This is a genomic window from Arsukibacterium sp. MJ3 (genome assembly GCF_000987765.1).
GTDB lineage: Bacteria > Pseudomonadota > Gammaproteobacteria > Enterobacterales > Alteromonadaceae > Alishewanella.
In genome coordinates this window covers 78,623-93,503 of the sequence record NZ_LAHP01000016.1, presented here as the reverse complement: position 1 = coordinate 93,503, position 14,881 = coordinate 78,623, and the positions used below count along the sequence as shown (strand labels likewise).

At 49.5% G+C, this 14,881-nt stretch carries 11 protein-coding genes; 4 read left to right on the top strand and 7 right to left on the bottom strand.

Annotation, left to right across the window (positions count from 1 at the left end; genetic code table 11):
- Positions 1 to 99 precede the first annotated feature (99 nt).
- Positions 100 to 804: a hypothetical protein gene (locus VT06_RS12500; protein WP_200897977.1), complete on the top strand. Its 705-nt coding sequence runs from the start codon at positions 100 to 102 to the stop codon at positions 802 to 804.
- The gene (locus VT06_RS12495) at positions 801 to 1,178 is read left to right on the top strand and encodes a hypothetical protein (RefSeq protein ID WP_200897976.1); all 378 of its coding nucleotides are present in this window, start codon (positions 801 to 803) and stop codon (positions 1,176 to 1,178) included. Before VT06_RS12500 ends, VT06_RS12495 begins: the two co-directional genes overlap by 4 nt.
- A 226-nt stretch (positions 1,179 to 1,404) precedes the next feature.
- On the opposite strand, the gene VT06_RS12490 is transcribed toward VT06_RS12495, so the two are convergent.
- The 7 genes from VT06_RS12490 to VT06_RS12465 form a co-directional block, all read right to left on the bottom strand.
- Entirely contained in the window at positions 1,405 to 3,828 is a 2,424-nt protein-coding gene (locus VT06_RS12490) for a TIM-barrel domain-containing protein (RefSeq protein WP_046554642.1), read from the bottom strand.
- Between the two features lie 2 nt (positions 3,829 to 3,830).
- Positions 3,831 to 5,813: an alpha-amylase family protein gene (locus VT06_RS12485; protein WP_235357425.1), complete on the bottom strand. Its 1,983-nt coding sequence runs from the start codon at positions 5,811 to 5,813 to the stop codon at positions 3,831 to 3,833.
- A 119-nt stretch (positions 5,814 to 5,932) separates the two neighbouring features.
- On the bottom strand, positions 5,933 to 7,141 hold the full coding sequence (locus tag VT06_RS12480; protein ID WP_046554641.1) for an EAL and HDOD domain-containing protein: 1,209 nt from the start codon (positions 7,139 to 7,141) through the stop codon (positions 5,933 to 5,935).
- A gap of 115 nt (positions 7,142 to 7,256) precedes the next feature.
- Positions 7,257 to 8,495 carry a DEAD/DEAH box helicase gene (locus VT06_RS12475; RefSeq protein ID WP_046554640.1) on the bottom strand — a complete coding sequence of 413 codons (1,239 nt, stop codon included), beginning with the start codon at positions 8,493 to 8,495 and terminating at the stop codon, positions 7,257 to 7,259.
- 143 nt (positions 8,496 to 8,638) lie between these two features.
- Entirely contained in the window at positions 8,639 to 8,791 is a 153-nt protein-coding gene (locus tag VT06_RS18470) for a DUF5989 family protein (protein ID WP_200897975.1), read from the bottom strand.
- The gene (locus tag VT06_RS12470) at positions 8,791 to 9,207 is read right to left on the bottom strand and encodes an SxtJ family membrane protein (protein ID WP_046554639.1); all 417 of its coding nucleotides are present in this window, start codon (positions 9,205 to 9,207) and stop codon (positions 8,791 to 8,793) included. Before VT06_RS12470 ends, VT06_RS18470 begins: the two co-directional genes overlap by 1 nt.
- A gap of 48 nt (positions 9,208 to 9,255) precedes the next feature.
- Positions 9,256 to 11,094, bottom strand: a complete 1,839-nt coding sequence (locus tag VT06_RS12465; RefSeq protein WP_046554638.1) for a carbamoyltransferase — start codon at positions 11,092 to 11,094, stop codon at positions 9,256 to 9,258.
- A gap of 148 nt (positions 11,095 to 11,242) precedes the next feature.
- Between VT06_RS12465 and VT06_RS12460 the strand changes: the two genes are divergently transcribed.
- Together VT06_RS12460 and VT06_RS12455 are read left to right on the top strand one after the other, a co-directional pair.
- Positions 11,243 to 13,054, top strand: coding sequence for a hypothetical protein (locus VT06_RS12460; RefSeq protein ID WP_046554637.1), 1,812 nt, complete (start codon positions 11,243 to 11,245; stop codon positions 13,052 to 13,054).
- Positions 13,055 to 13,058: 4 nt separating this feature from the next.
- On the top strand, positions 13,059 to 14,819 hold the full coding sequence (locus VT06_RS12455; protein WP_046554636.1) for an SGNH/GDSL hydrolase family protein: 1,761 nt from the start codon (positions 13,059 to 13,061) through the stop codon (positions 14,817 to 14,819).
- Positions 14,820 to 14,881 lie beyond the last annotated feature (62 nt).

Genomic DNA, 14,881 nt, shown 5'->3' with positions numbered 1-14,881 from the left:
TGTTCTGCGGTTCATGTGAAACCTCTGCCTGGTTGTAGATCCAGACAGGGTAAGCAGATTTAGCTAAAGCTGGAATGTGCGGTTGGTGTTACGCTCACGTTGCAAGAGTACAATGTTGGGTTAATGGGCGCATCTACCAGTGTCTACGCAAAAAGAATGGGAGGCTTTTTTGGCTCAGTCAAAAACTACCAATCTGCTTTAATGGAATATAGCCAAGCAGCAAAAAGTAAATCACCTCTTAAAATAGCCGCTAAACAAAAAGCAAAAATGACTTTTGATAAAATGCAAAATAGCTTTAGACACGAAGTAAGGGTGGTAACTAGCCAAGTTAAATCTAGCCGAGGCACACCACTAACAAACTTTGACCGAGGCGCTAATATCGCTAAAAGTAGTAGAAACATGGCTAAATTAGACATTATGACACCTGTTCAAGCCGACAAAATTGTTAAATTTACTAAACATGCAAAATTCTTAGGTGACGGTATTGCTGTTATCGACTTTGGTAGTCGTGTAGGTAGTATTCAGAATAGCTATAAAGCAGGTGGTAACTGGGAGCGTGAAATGTTTATTGAATCGAGTAGTTTTGCTTTGAGTGCTGTGACTGGTACTGCAGTTGTTAATGCAGGTGGGGCTGCCTTAATGTTTTTAATGGTGGCTACGCCGATCGGTTGGGTTGGTTTAATTGTGGGAGGTGTTGCCGTTGCAGGTACTGCTGCCGTCGCTTCCATAGGTATGAATTATGCTGTAAAAAATAATAGTGGTGATTGGTACGACACTATCATGAAATCAATAGGTGTATTGTGAGTATATTTTCTCAATTATTAGGCTTTGTTGCTATTTTCATGCTTATTGCGTGTATTTTATATGTAGTATTTGGTCAAGTAACTGTTAGAAAATTAAGAAAAAATCCAAAGACAAAAGACGCTCTTGGTTTAGAGTATGCGAGTGGTTGGGATATTATTAATGTTGCTCAAGCGTTTTCGCTTCCAAGGTCTTGGACAAAAAAGATTGAAAATAGCAGGTTTTCATTTATGTATGCTAATGCAACTATATTATTTGAAAATACAACTAAACTCGATCAGGTTTTAGGTTTTGTGTTTTATTGGTTATTAACAATTTCGGGGCTATCAGGCGCTTTATTAGTATTACTCAATTATCTTGGGTTTTTCAGTGAATAAAGGCCTAATCGGGTAGCCAGAGGTATCTAGCCTCCAGCCCCCACAACACCCTGCACCGAAATGTCGGCCCAGACGACTCCGCACAGGGCGTTTCACTTAGAATGATGAAGCGCAATCCATGCGTATTCCGTAACCGTCCGAGCAATTACCCCTAGGGAACCTTAAGGGTTAGATCAAATTGTTACAATTATTAACTGTACCTGTTAACGGCCAGGCTCTAGCGGTGCTAGCGCACCGCTAATTGTAGCTTTTCGCCCTGCCAGTGCGTTTTAATGTGTAATTGCTGGCTGGCTTTATCGTAGTACGCCACATTTTGCTGGCGGGCAAAACGCTGTGGCTGGGCGACAATGGCAATAAACTGGCCATTTACCGTTACCCGGCGGGCTTTAACTGGCTGATTATGCAGCACTACGGTTAGCTCGCGGCTTGCCGGCTTGCCGGCGTAATCGCCGCCACTGCGACTAAACTCCAGTTTCAGGCCATTATCATCAGCCAGCGAATAGAAATTCAGCAGCTCATAGTTGCTGTTTTCAGTGCTGTTAGCGCTAATACCATCGTCTTCATACATGTAGCCTTTACTGCAACTTACTGAACTATCGTCATAATAATGTACCGTTAACGCTTTTGAGCTGTAATCACGGGTGCTGGCCATTGGCGCCACCATTGGCAGAAAACTACCGGCTTTTACCAATACCGGCAGCGTATCAAGCGTTACCGGTATGTCTGTTTTCTGGCCGCCGACATAACGCTTACCGCTAAAAAAGTCGAACCAGACCCCTGCAGGCATATTTACCGGCCAGCGTGTTACACCCGGTTTGGTTACCGGTGCCACTAAAAAGGCATCGCCCCACAGATAACTGTTGGTTTCATCCATAAAATCGGTGTTGCTTTCATCGAGGAAAAACAGCGGCCGCATTAGTGGCATGCCCGTTTGGCTGTGCTGCCAGGCCATGGTATACAAATAGGGTAGCAGCTGATAACGCAAGTTAAGGTAAGGCCGCAGAGTGTCAATAACCTGCTTGCTATGAAACACCGGCTCTGGTGCAATATGCTCCTGCGCATGAGGCCGATACACCGGCTGAAACACCCCATATTGCAGCCAGCGAATGTATAACTCGGCATCAAATTCTTCGCCACCGGCAAAGCCACCTAAGTCAGAATGAATATAACCAAAGCCGAACAAGCTCATTTGCAGCGCTAATTCTACCTGCGGCTGCAAACCACCCCAGCTGCGTTCAACATCGCCGGTCCAGGGCACCATGCCGTAACGCTGCGAGCCCAGACTGCCGGCACGCATCATAATAAACGGCCGGGTGTCAGCAAAGTTGCGCTTATAGCCACGGTACACCAGCTCTGCCCAGCGATGGCCATAGGCATTATGTATTTCATCGGCACTGCCCAGCATATGCTGGGTGTCGGCAGGGTGAACTTCTGGCTCGCCTAAGTCGCCCCATACCCCGGCCACACCTTGCTCGGCTAAGTCTTTGTATATTTGCCAAAACCAATCGGCCGCTACCGGGTTAAACACGTCAATTAAGCCGGTATTACCAAAGTAAAAATCAAAGGTTTTTGGCGAGCCATCGGGCGCCGTGGCTAATACACCGGCGGCTACTGCTTCTTGCCAGCGTGTTGAACTGGTAAGCACAAACGGCTCGGTCACTAAAATTGTGTTGACGCCATCGGCTTTAAAATCGGCCAGCATTTGCTCAGGCTCAGGAAACGCTTCTCGGTCCCAGTCAAGGTTACCCATATGGCCTTTAATATCCGGGCCGAACCAGTATAAATCCAGCACGATGGCATCGAGCGGCAGGCCCAGCTCGCGGTATTTTTTAACCACTGCCCGCGCTTCTGCTTCACTACGATACCCAAACCGTGAAGCATAACTGCCCAGCGTCCAGCGTGCTGGCAGTGGTGGCTTACCGCTAACACTCAGGTAGTTGTCGATAAGCTCGGGGAAGCTGTCGCCCGCCACCACGATATAGGCACTGCGGCCACCCATTGCACTAAATTCCAGCGTATTGGCGGCGGTTTTACCTAAATCAATATGACCACTGGCCGAGTTGTCAAATAACAGCATATATTTGTTACTGGACATAACCCCAGCCAAACTAAAATACATTTGCGTAGACTGCGTACTGTAACCGTAGTGTGCTTTGTTATATAACGGCAGCCGGTGACCACGACGGTCCATCCCCAGCACCCGCTGGCCGGCACCAAACAGCTTTTCTTGCGCCGTTAACGCAAATTTAAAGCCCAACTGGCCGTTCTCACGGAAAAAACCAGGTTGCTCTTCGGTAATTAGCTGCTCGCCTTTATAAAAACTGAGTTTAAGCGGCGATTTCGCCACCTTAATGCGCATTTCAGCCGAACGATACAGTAAGTGATCACCGTTATCGGCTACAGTAAGGGTTAATGGCACTGGCTGGCTGCCAATAGCAAACGAGGGCAGTTGCTGATAACCCGCTGGTTGATAATGCACTTCGGCCACTTGTGGCTGAAAAAAAGTTATAGCCAGCTCACCCTCGCTGGTGGTCAATAATAGCTGATTACCCAGCTGGCGATGTGACTGATAATCAGCAGCAGCCAGGCTAAACATGGCCAGCAAGCTAAAGGCGGTTAGTAAGCGGCCTAATGATAGAAAATAGCGCATGTTTACTCCTGATACGGCAACTGATACACCACTGAAGCCAGCGGCGCCAGCGCAATAGTAACCCGCCCTACGCCATTTGTAACCCGCAGCTCTGCCGTATGCTCTGTTAACTCAGCGGCTAACTGATTTACCAGAGCATACTGCCCCTCTGCCAGTTGCCACTTACTGATCAGCTCTGCCGGTAGTATCAACTCAAACTGGCTGGGGTGTTGCGCGTTAAAATTACTGACCACAATTAATTGCTGGCTAGCTTGCTGCCTGGAACTGCTATAGCGGGCAAAAGCCAGTTGCTGCTCGCCATAAGCCGTATTATTGGCCAGGTTAGCGCTATGCAGCTGATAGTAATCACCCAGTAACGCCGGCGCACTGGCACTGAAGCGCATTAACCGCAGATAAAAATCGCGCAGCGCCGCCTCGTTAGCCGTTAGCGCGCCGCCATCAAATTTACCACCATTCATCCAGCGCTGATGGTGCGGCACACCAATGTAATCAAAAATACTAGTACGGCTTGGCTTACCAAAACCGGCATTGTCGGCACCCGGCTCACCCACGTCCTGACCAAAATACAGCATGGTGGGCGAGGTACTAATTAGCGCCGACACCACCATGGCGGGCATGCCTTTGCGGGCATCACCGGCAAATTCGGGGCTAGCAATACGCTGCTCGTCATGGTTTTCCAAAAAGTGCAACATATGCTGTTCAATATCGGTCATGCGTTGCTGAGTTTCCACTAACGCTGAGGTAGGCCCCTTACCCTGCATTACCAGCTTTAAGCTGTCGTAAAATTCGACCTTGTCGTACAGGTAATCCATTAACCCCAGTTTTATGTAATCACGATATAACGCCGGTTGATACACTTCCGCCAGCAAAAATGCATTGGGGTTCCGCTGTTTAATATGCGAGTTTAAATAGCTCCAGAATTCAACCGGCACCATTTCAGCCATATCATAGCGAAAGCCATCTACGCCGAAATCGAGCCAGTACAGTGTAATGTCACGAAATTTCTGCCAGGAGTCCGGCACGTCCTTTCCCTGCCAGAACTGATAATGCGCTTGCCAGTCTTTTTCAGCGTAGCTAGCCGGCAGGCTATCGAAATCGAGGCTGCCGTCCGGCCGCACGCCATAGTTAATTTTTACCGTTTCGTACCAGTCGTCAAAGGCTGGTTTAGCAGCGCGGGCACCATTACCGGTCCATTTAGCCGGGTTTTCAGCAAATTTACCGTCAGCGCCGGGGTGCGGCTCGCCGCCCAATACCTGATAAGTAGAAGGCCACTCAGGCACCTGAAACGGCTGGCCCGGTACATAATAAAAATTATTATCGCGGGCATAGTCGACACTATTATCGTCACTGGCAGCAAAATCGGTTACGCCCGCTGGTTTTGCCAGCGACTGATAATCGCGCGCCACGTGGTTTGGCACAATATCTATTACTACCTGCATACCGTGCCGATGCGTGCGCTCGATTAACGCTTTAAATTCGGCCAACCGGTTAGCCGGGTTAACGGCTAAATCGGGGCTTACACTGTAATAATCTTTTACCGCATAGGGCGAGCCGGCACGGCCTTTAACCACATCCGGATCGTCCAGGCTAATACCGTAGGCCGTGTAATCATTAATTAACGCATGATGCGGCACGCCGGTATACCAGATATGGCTGGTGCCAAGTGCCCTAATGCCCGTAAGGGCCTCATCGGTAAAGTCATTAAACTTACCCACGCCGTTTTCTTGCAGTGTGCCCCAGGGGGAATTATTGGTGTTAGTGTTGCCAAATAAGCGGGTAAATACCTGATACACCACCGGCTTACCATCACTGGTAAGTTCAGGTAAAGGCCGAGTTTCAGCTTGTGCTGGCGTGGCCTGTGCTAACGGGCCTTGCTCTAAGGGCGGCTGGCCGCAGCTGGTTACACTAAAGGCAAAAACCCCTGCCAGCAACATATTGATATTCTGGGGAGAAAGGCGGTGGTTTTTTTGAAAATGTTTAATCATGGCTGTTTACCCTGTCGCTATATTAACCGCTTAAGTTAGCGCAGAATAAACCGTAATGGCTGGCTTTTTTTGCTGCATACGTATGCAGCGTGTTTTACAAAGACGCTATGCCAAGGCAGCTAGCTAACCAAAATACTATCGGCCCAGCGCACCGCGTCCTGATACACCTCGGCTAATTCAGCAATACCGCTTATTTGCTGCTCTAAATTGATGGTAAGCTGCCAATCGCCGCGCTCAAAGGCCAGCGTTAATTGCAAAATCTGGCCGAGCAAACCAGTGTGCGTCAGTAAAGCCTGCTTTATTTCAGTTTGCAGTGGCAGTTGCTCTAGCATTAGCTGTTGCGGTTGCTCAATAATTTCATGTACGTTGGAAAACAAGCCGGTTAAAAAAGCACTGGGCGGGTTATTCGATAACCGTTTTTGTACTGCTAATAAATCGCAAAAACGGGCACGGGTTAATGCTACGGTTAGCCGGTCGTCCTGCACGCCATCGGCTAAATTTGCCAACGCTAACAGCGCAATAAATTTTTTAAGTTCCGGCTCGCCCATCGACACCATCGCCAACTTAAGTGAGCTAATGGGCTGGCGGGCAGCAAACTGGCTGTTATTAACAAAGCGCATTAATTTGTAGGATAAACCGACATCGCGCTGGCAAATACCGGCCAGCAACTCAAAATCTAATTCTACTTTTGATGCTTCCGCGATCAACAGTAGCAAATTAGCCTTGCTGGAGTTTAATTGCTTTTGTTTCATCATTTCCGGCCGGGCAAATAAATACCCCTGAAACAGATGAAACCCCAGCATTTTAAGCTTTTCAAATTGCTCAGCAGTTTCAACTTTTTCTGCCAGCAGCACCAACGAATAACTGGCAATACGCCGCAAATAACGGCTAATTTGCAGCATATTAAACTGCAATACATCTACTTTTACATAGGTAATGTAAGGTAGAAATTCATCCCACTTTGGGTCAAAGTCGTGGTCATCCAGCGCCAGTTTATAGCCTTGACTGTGCAAGCTTTGGCACACCGCTAACAATTCAGCAGTAGCCGGCACCGTTTCTAATATTTCTATTACGGTACTGGCCGGGTTTATCGAGGTGGGAAAACGATGCAGCAGAGTATCAGCAGAAAAGTTTATAAAAGCCGGCTTATTGCCGGTTATTCTTTCAACACCTAATAACAAATGATGCTGCAATAACAACTTACTGGTCGCTTCGTCAGCATCGATATTGGGGAAACTGTTTAGCTCACCATCACGAAATAACAACTCATAACCATATACCGTTTTATCAGCAGAGAAAATGGGCTGACGAGCAATATAACCGTACATATTTATGCTGCTCCTAAACTTCCTGTAACTTAGTATATTCAGATTTGCTGTAATAACAACGTAACAACCTAACAGGCTGGCTAATCGCAGCCGTGCGATTAGCTAATTTATGCACTTAACTGCGTGGTGAACGGCGGCCGTCCCGATGTTCGGTTCTTGGTCTTTTTGGCCGGTCGGGTTTGCTGTTCGGGTTGCTGTCTGGCAGTTGTTGCACTGGTTCAAAGCCGGCAATAACCTGGCGTGGAATTATCTGTTTGGTTAAGCGTTCAATGCCGGCCAGTTCTTTTGACTCATCAGCACACACTAATGAAATAGCCTGACCAGAAGCGCCGGCACGGCCGGTACGACCAATACGGTGTACGTAATCTTCTGCGACATGCGGTAAATCAAAATTCACTACATGCGGTAGCATATCAATGTCTAAGCCGCGGGCAGCAATATCGGTGGCCACCAGCACCCGGATAGTACCGGCTTTAAATTCGGCCAGGGCTTTGGTGCGGGCATTCTGGCTTTTATTGCCATGAATGGCTAAAGCGCTAATACCGGCTTTCTCCAGCTGTAAACTCAGTTTATTGGCACCATGTTTGGTGCGGGTAAACACCAACACCTGGCGCCAGTTATGCTGTTTCGCTAAAGAAATTAACGCCGCCGCTTTTTGGTTTTTATCTACCGGATAAATCCACTGCTCTATTTTTTCTACCGTGCTGTTAGGCGGCGTTACCGTAACTTCAGCCGGGTTATGCAGCAGGCCTTTAGCCAGGGTACGAATTTCATTAGAGAAGGTAGCGGAAAACAGCAGGTTTTGCCGTTTTGCTGGCAACAACGCCAGAATTTTTTTAATGTCGCGAATAAAGCCCATATCCAGCATCCGGTCAGCTTCGTCCAGAACCAACACTTCCAGCTGAGTAAAACGCATGGCGTTTTGCTGATATAAATCCAGCAAACGGCCTGGGGTTGCGATCAAAATATCGACACCTTTACGCAGTGCCATTAGTTGCGGGTTAATGCTTACCCCGCCAAATACTACCGCTGAGCGCAGTGGCAGGTATTTACCATACACTTTAACGCTTTCAGCAATTTGCGCGGCCAGCTCGCGGGTAGGGGTTAAAATAAGCGCCCGCACCTGGTTAGCCTGCACTTTACGGCCCTGGCTACTGCCTTCACTTAACATTTGTAATAATGGCAGGGTAAAGCCTGCCGTTTTACCGGTACCAGTTTGTGCAGCAGCCATAAGATCTTTGCCAGATAATACCGCCGGTATGGCTTGTTGCTGAATAGGCGACGGCGTAGTGTACCCTTTGTCGCTAATGGCTTTTAAAATGTCGTTCGAGAGGTTTAAATCGGTAAATTGCATGCGTTATCCCGCAATAAAGGCTGCGAGAAAAATCTGCCGCAGCTGCAGTGGCCCTCGTTTTGAAGGGCGTGCAGCTTACAGGATCTGACGCCAGTTAGCCAATAGTGACGCACACAGCCGTAAAGTACTGGCTAAAGAACTGCTTAAAACAACGTATATATAAACCCCGCCAAGGCCGATTGCTGGCTTACTATTACCAGGCCACCCAGCAAGGCTAGCACCAAAATAACCGGTAACAACCAGATTTTTTTGCGCACCCGTAAAAAAGCCCATAAATCAGTGATAAATTCCTGCATTAAAACGGATCCTCTAAATCTTTCGCGGTAGGTATTTTGTCCGGTGCCAGCCAATAACTGTCAGCCGTTGGTTTACGGTTATACTGCAGCTTACTCAATAACCGTAACACCAGGCCCATTGGCAATAACATCAGGTAAAATACCAGGCCCAGCAGCAAACGGGTATTGAACCAGGCCATTACCGTGGCAAAAGCCATCCAAGCCCGATACGGGTAATATAACCCCAGTGGATAAAACCAGGCCAGCAGCAGTAATATTGCTGAGATACCCCCCGGCCATAACGGTAACCCTCCATTTACCAGCGAGCCAAATAGCCAGGGCAGCAGCAACATAAAAATAAGTAGCACAGCAATACTCATTTGCCAGCCAAAGGCGCGCAACCCGGCGCGGTCAGTTTTTAATAATAATGGCATCATACTGTGCTTAACGCTCCTGCTAAAAATAGACTTAATAAAGGTATCGGCTTAATCTGCGGCAAAGCTGCGCTGCCTGGCCGCGGTAAGCTTTGCTGCAGCCTGCTCTGCTTTGCTCAGTAAACAATTACCCATTACCAAGTAATCCATGTCGGTGGCCAGAAAGCCCTGCAAGGCATCAGCCGGGCTACACACCGGTGGCTCGCCGCGCACATTAAACGAGGTATTAATTAACAACGGCGTGGCGGTTAGCTCGTTAAAGGTTTGCAGTAAATGATAAAACACCGGGTTAGTTTGCTGGCTAACCGTTTGCACCCGGGCGGTATAGTCAATATGGGTAATGGCCGGCAGGCTAGAGCGTTGCTGCGCCAACTGGGCTAAACCGTGCACGACTGGCGGCTGGCTAATACACAGCTTCGGGTTTACTTTTGCTACCAGTAACATATACGGGCTGGCGCAGCTAATATCAAAGTACTCACTGGCACGTTCGGCCAACACCGCTGGCGCAAAAGGCCGGAATGACTCACGCTGTTTAATTTTTACATTAAGAAGGCGCTGCATAGTGGCGCTTCTGGCATCCCCCAGAATAGAGCGGTTACCCAGCGCCCTGGGGCCAAACTCCATTCGCCCCTGAAACCAGCCCACCACCTGCCCTGCTGCCAACAGGCCGGCCGTGCTGTGAAACAGCATGTCGTCAGTAAGCTGCTGATACGGTATTTGCTGACTGTCTAACAACTGCTTTATGGCTGCCTCGCTATACGCCGGCCCCAAAAAGCTGCCTTGCATTTGGTCCTGCTGCTCATTGGCGGCCCTAGGCTGCTGGTAATACTGATGCCAGGCCAGCATTGCCGCACCTAACGCACCACCCGCATCACCGGCTGCCGGCTGCACCCAAATGTCAGTAAAAGGGCCTTCGCGCAGCAAGCGGCCATTCGCCACACAATTTAGCGCCACCCCACCGGCTAAACACACCTTGGTGGTACCGGTCAGTCGTTGAGCATGCTGAGCAATTTTTAGTACAATGTCTTCGGTAACCTGCTGCACCGAGCAGGCTATATCTAAATATAATTGACTGGGAGTGGCATCGGGGCTAAGCGGTGGAGCGCCAAATAACCGGGTAAACTTGCGGCTGGTCATGCACGACCCCACCGGATAATCAAAATACTCCATATTCAGGGCAAAGCTGCCATCGGCTTTCACGGTAATCAGCTGACGGTAAATAGTCTCAACAAAGCGCGGCTCGCCATAAGGTGCCAGCCCCATCAGCTTATATTCACCAGAATTAACCTTAAAACCACAATAATAAGTAAATGCTGAATATAACAAGCCAAGTGAATGCGGAAACTGCAGCTCAAACAGCGGCGTTAGGGTATTACCTTTGCCATGCCAGATAGTAGAGGTAGCCCATTCACCCACACCGTCGAGGCAAATTACCGCGGCTTCCTGATACGGGCTGGGGTAAAACGCCGAGGCAGCATGCGCCTGATGATGCTGGCTAAACAGCAGCTGCGGTAGCGTTGTGTTGCTGCTTAAGCCAGCTAAAGCACGCAGTTCACGGCGCAGCACGGTTTTTAAATACAGTTTTTCTTTCAGCCATACCGGCATCGCCGCCAGAAAAGAGCGAAAACCGCGCGGTACATGGGCCAAATAGGTTTCCAGTAACCGCTCAAACTTTAGCAGCGGTTTGTCATAAAACACCACGGCACTAAGCTCAGTAACACTAATGCCCGCCTCGGCCAGACAATAGCCAATGGCATCTGCCGGGAACGCGGCATCGTGTTTTAGCCGGCTAAAGCGCTCTTGCTGCGCAGCAGCGACAATAACACCATCGGCTAGTAAACACGCCGCACTGTCGTGATAAAAACAGGAAATACCAAGAATATAACGCATAAGCTGGCTCGGTTGCTGCCCTTAATAACTGAATACGTAACTAAAGTAACCTTAATTCAGTTCTACCGGTAGTTCAAATGCGCCAAAACTTGCTGGCGCATTTAACATAGGTTAACGTCGTTTTATTCAGTCTGTTTTGTAAAGCCCGATGCCCAACTCATCTGCTGCTGCACGCACACCACACTCAAAAACCAGCACTGGCAAAAAAGCGCTGTTCTACCTTATTGCCTTGGTAATACCGTTATTATTACTGCTATTGGCAGAGCTGCTGCTGCGCCAAACTCGCTGGTATCAACCTTACCCTTTAACCGTGCCGGTAACAGGCATGCCAGGCTATTTGCAGCCTAACCCGCACCTTATTAACCGCTACTTTAACGCACCCGGCTTAGCCCCTGCCGTTAGCCCCGATACCCAGTATTTTCGCGCCAACAAAGCCAGCGGCCAAAAACGGCTTATTTTTATTGGTGGCTCTAGCGCCGCAGGCTTTCCTTATGGGCGCTGGGGCGCACCCGCAGCTATGCTACAGCAGCGTTTAAAACGGCTGTACCCCGAGCAAAATATTGAAGTAATTAACCTGGCGATGGCCGCCATTAATTCTTATAGCCTGCTCGATTTTAGCCAGGAAATTATTGCCCTTAAACCTGATTTACTGCTGGTATATGCCGGCCATAATGAGTTTTTAGGGGTAATGGGAGTAGGTTCTGCCTTTGCCGGGCAATACAGCCATAGCAGTAAGTTATGCTATTTAACGCTACGAAAATTAGCGTTATTTCAGGTACTGCAACGCATAGCCGCCCAGTTTAATACCCCAGCGCTACCCGAGCAAAACCGCACTTTAATGGCAAATATTGCCCGCCAAACAGAAATTAGCCTAGACAGCGCGTTATTTAATGCCGGTATTCAGCAGTTTAATGCCAACATGCGCGACATGCTGCAACGTTATCAGGCCGCCGGCATTCCGGTACTACTAAGCACGGTTGCCAGTAATGAAGCCGATCAGCCACCGTTTGTTTCAACCGCGCCCGCCATTAATAATGCTAATCAGCAACAACTGCAGCAGGCGTTAGCAAGGCAGCCGGATGTTGCCAGTTGGCACTATCAGTTAGCCACGCTATACCGGCAAACAACGCACGCTGCACTGGCGCTACAGCATTACCAATTAGCCCGCGAGCACGACTTACTGCGCTTTCGGGCGCCACTTGCCATTAACCAGAGTATTCGCGAACTGAGCACCGCCTTTAAGCTACCATTGGTTGATGCCGAAGCGCTACTGCGTCAATACAGCCCACAGCAGATCATTGGCAACGAGCTCATCCTGGAACACTTACACCCGAACCAGCGCGGTTACTTTTGGATAGCCGAAGCATTTTTGCCGCTGGTACAACAGCAACTCGGCTTGACTTTACCAGCCAGCAACCTACAGCAAGCGCTGGCCGATATACCATTGACAGAAGTGGATCTGGCACTGGCAGACTTTAAAGTGCGCCAGCTGACAGCCGACTATCCGTTTGTATCAACACCACAGCCGGTAAGCTTTGCCAGCAGCACTAACCCGTTTAACGAACTGGCGCGCGAGCGCAGTAACGGCCTAAGTTGGCTTGAAGCCAGCCAACGGGTAGTGACACTGTATCAACAGCAGGGCCGCATTGGCGATGCGGCTAAAGTGGCCGGGCTATTGGCCGATGCACTGCCACACGAGCACCACTTAGCTTTTGTGGCCGGCCAACTGTATTTCGACAGCCAGGACGTGCCGCTGGCAGCCTATTATCAGCGTAAAGCCGTGGCCAGCGCACCAGAGAATATCGACTACCGCTTAATGCTGGCGCGCAGTTATTATTATCAGCAACAACGTAGCCGGGCCCTTAGCGAAGTAGAGCACATTTTGTCACTTGAGCCACAGCACCCGATTGCACTGCGTCAGCAGCGGCAATTACAGCAACAATTAGCAGCAGGAGGCTAACCTAATGCGAATTTGGCTTTTCAGGGCTATTGCCCTGGCATTACCGCTACTGCTATTGCTGCTGGTGGAGCTAGCCTTAAGGCTTAGCGGCACAGGCCAACACTGGCCATTGCTTAAACCTAACCCGGCTAACCCGGCATATTGGGTAACCGAAACCGACCTTGTAAAACGCTATTTTGCCAATAATACCGCGCTGCCAACGGTGAAAATGGAGCCCGGCTTTTTGCTGGTTAATAAACCCGAAAACGGCATCCGGCTGGTAGTGCAAGGTGGTTCCAGTGCCGCCGGTTACCCTTATGGCGCAGGCGCCTCACTGGCGGCGATGCTGGAGCAACGCTTAAGCCGCACCTTTCCCACGCAGCGGGTAGAGGTGTTAAATACTGCCTTAGCGGCAGTAAACAGCTACACCCTGCTAGATTTAGCCGATGACATTATTGCCGTTAAACCTGCTGCCGTGCTTATTTACGCTGGTCACAATGAGTATTTAGGCTTACTGGGGGTAGGTTCAAATTATATTGCCGGGCAAAGCCCAGCAGTGACCAGGCTAATGATCCGCTTACGTCAATTACACAGCTTTCAGGTACTGGAGCAACTGTATCAGCAACTTAGTCCGGCGCCACAAGCAACCGATGAAAGCAGCCGCACCTTTATGGCGCGGGTTGCACGGGACAAAGATATTGCCCTTGGCTCGGCCCAGTATCAGGCTGGGCTGGCGCAGTTTCAATCTAACATCAGCCGCTTACTGGCAAAGTATCAACACGCTGGCATTCCGGTGTATATCAGCACGCTGGTCAGTAATTTAGCCGACCAGCCGCCTTTTAACAGTAAACCCATCCCCGCGCAGGCGCTAAAGCCGCTGGCTCAACTGGCTGCAACAACCGAAGCCGCAGTGTCAGCCGCCGAGTTAACCTTGCTGGCCGCACTTACTAGCCAGGCAGAAACGGCCAACTCAGCCGCCTTTCATTATCAGCTAGGCCAGCAATACCAGCACCGAGGTATGGCAGTGCCAGCAAAACAGCATTTTATGTTAGCTAAAGAGCACGACTTACTGCGCTTTCGGGCGCCAGAGGCTATTAACCAGCATATTCGCCAACTGGCCAAGCGTTATAACGCGACAGTGGTAGATACTGAAGCGGCCTTTATAGCTAATTCACCTGCCGGCATTGTTGGTAACAGCTTATTGCTGGAGCATGTTCACCCCAACGTACAAGGCTATTTTTTACTGGCCGACAGTTTTTATAATGCACTGGCCCGCAACCAGGCATTGGGGAGTTGGCGACAGGCGGTAGCAGCCAATATTGTACCGGCAAGCGTTGCCTGGCAAGAACGCCCCATTACGCCAGCGGAAGAACATGCCGGCTATTTACGTATTTTACAGCTAAAAGCCGACTACCCGTTTAGCCATTCGCCAAAGCCGGTGCAGTTTCCTGTAGCAGAAACCTTGCAGCAGCAATGGGGCCAGGCGTATGTCGAAGGAAAACTAGACTGGCTTAGCCTGCAAAACCGCAATGCACAGGTTTATCATCAGCAGGGTGATGGCGATATGCTATTAAAAACCTTAAAAATTATGGCAGATGCCTTACCCCATGACGCTAATGCCAATATGCAAGCTGCGCAAATATTACTAAAAGCTGGCCGTAAAGCCGAAGCGAAGGGCTATTTGCAGCGGGCTATATTAACCCCGGCTCCGGTGACTGAGGCGCAGCAGGCAACAAGGCAACAGGCGCAGCAGCTACTAAGTACCCTAACAACCCCGATAGAATAACACCGGCTTAGTCTTTGTCGCTGCCATAAAAAAAGCTGCAGACTGGCTGCAGCTTTTTCCAT

Excerpts from the sequence above, each read along its gene's own strand:
- VT06_RS12490 (WP_046554642.1), bottom strand. The coding sequence starts at position 3,828 with ATGCGCTATTTTCTATCATTAGGCCGCTTACTAACCGCCTTTAGCTTG.
- VT06_RS12485 (WP_235357425.1), bottom strand. The coding sequence starts at position 5,813 with ATGATTAAACATTTTCAAAAAAACCACCGCCTTTCTCCCCAGAATATC.
- VT06_RS12480 (WP_046554641.1), bottom strand. The coding sequence starts at position 7,141 with ATGTACGGTTATATTGCTCGTCAGCCCATTTTCTCTGCTGATAAAACG.
- VT06_RS12475 (WP_046554640.1), bottom strand. The coding sequence starts at position 8,495 with ATGCAATTTACCGATTTAAACCTCTCGAACGACATTTTAAAAGCCATT.
- VT06_RS18470 (WP_200897975.1), bottom strand. The coding sequence starts at position 8,791 with ATGCAGGAATTTATCACTGATTTATGGGCTTTTTTACGGGTGCGCAAA.
- VT06_RS12470 (WP_046554639.1), bottom strand. The coding sequence starts at position 9,207 with ATGATGCCATTATTATTAAAAACTGACCGCGCCGGGTTGCGCGCCTTT.
- VT06_RS12465 (WP_046554638.1), bottom strand. The coding sequence starts at position 11,094 with ATGCGTTATATTCTTGGTATTTCCTGTTTTTATCACGACAGTGCGGCG.
- VT06_RS12460 (WP_046554637.1), top strand. The coding sequence starts at position 11,243 with ATGCCCAACTCATCTGCTGCTGCACGCACACCACACTCAAAAACCAGC.
- VT06_RS12455 (WP_046554636.1), top strand. The coding sequence starts at position 13,059 with ATGCGAATTTGGCTTTTCAGGGCTATTGCCCTGGCATTACCGCTACTG.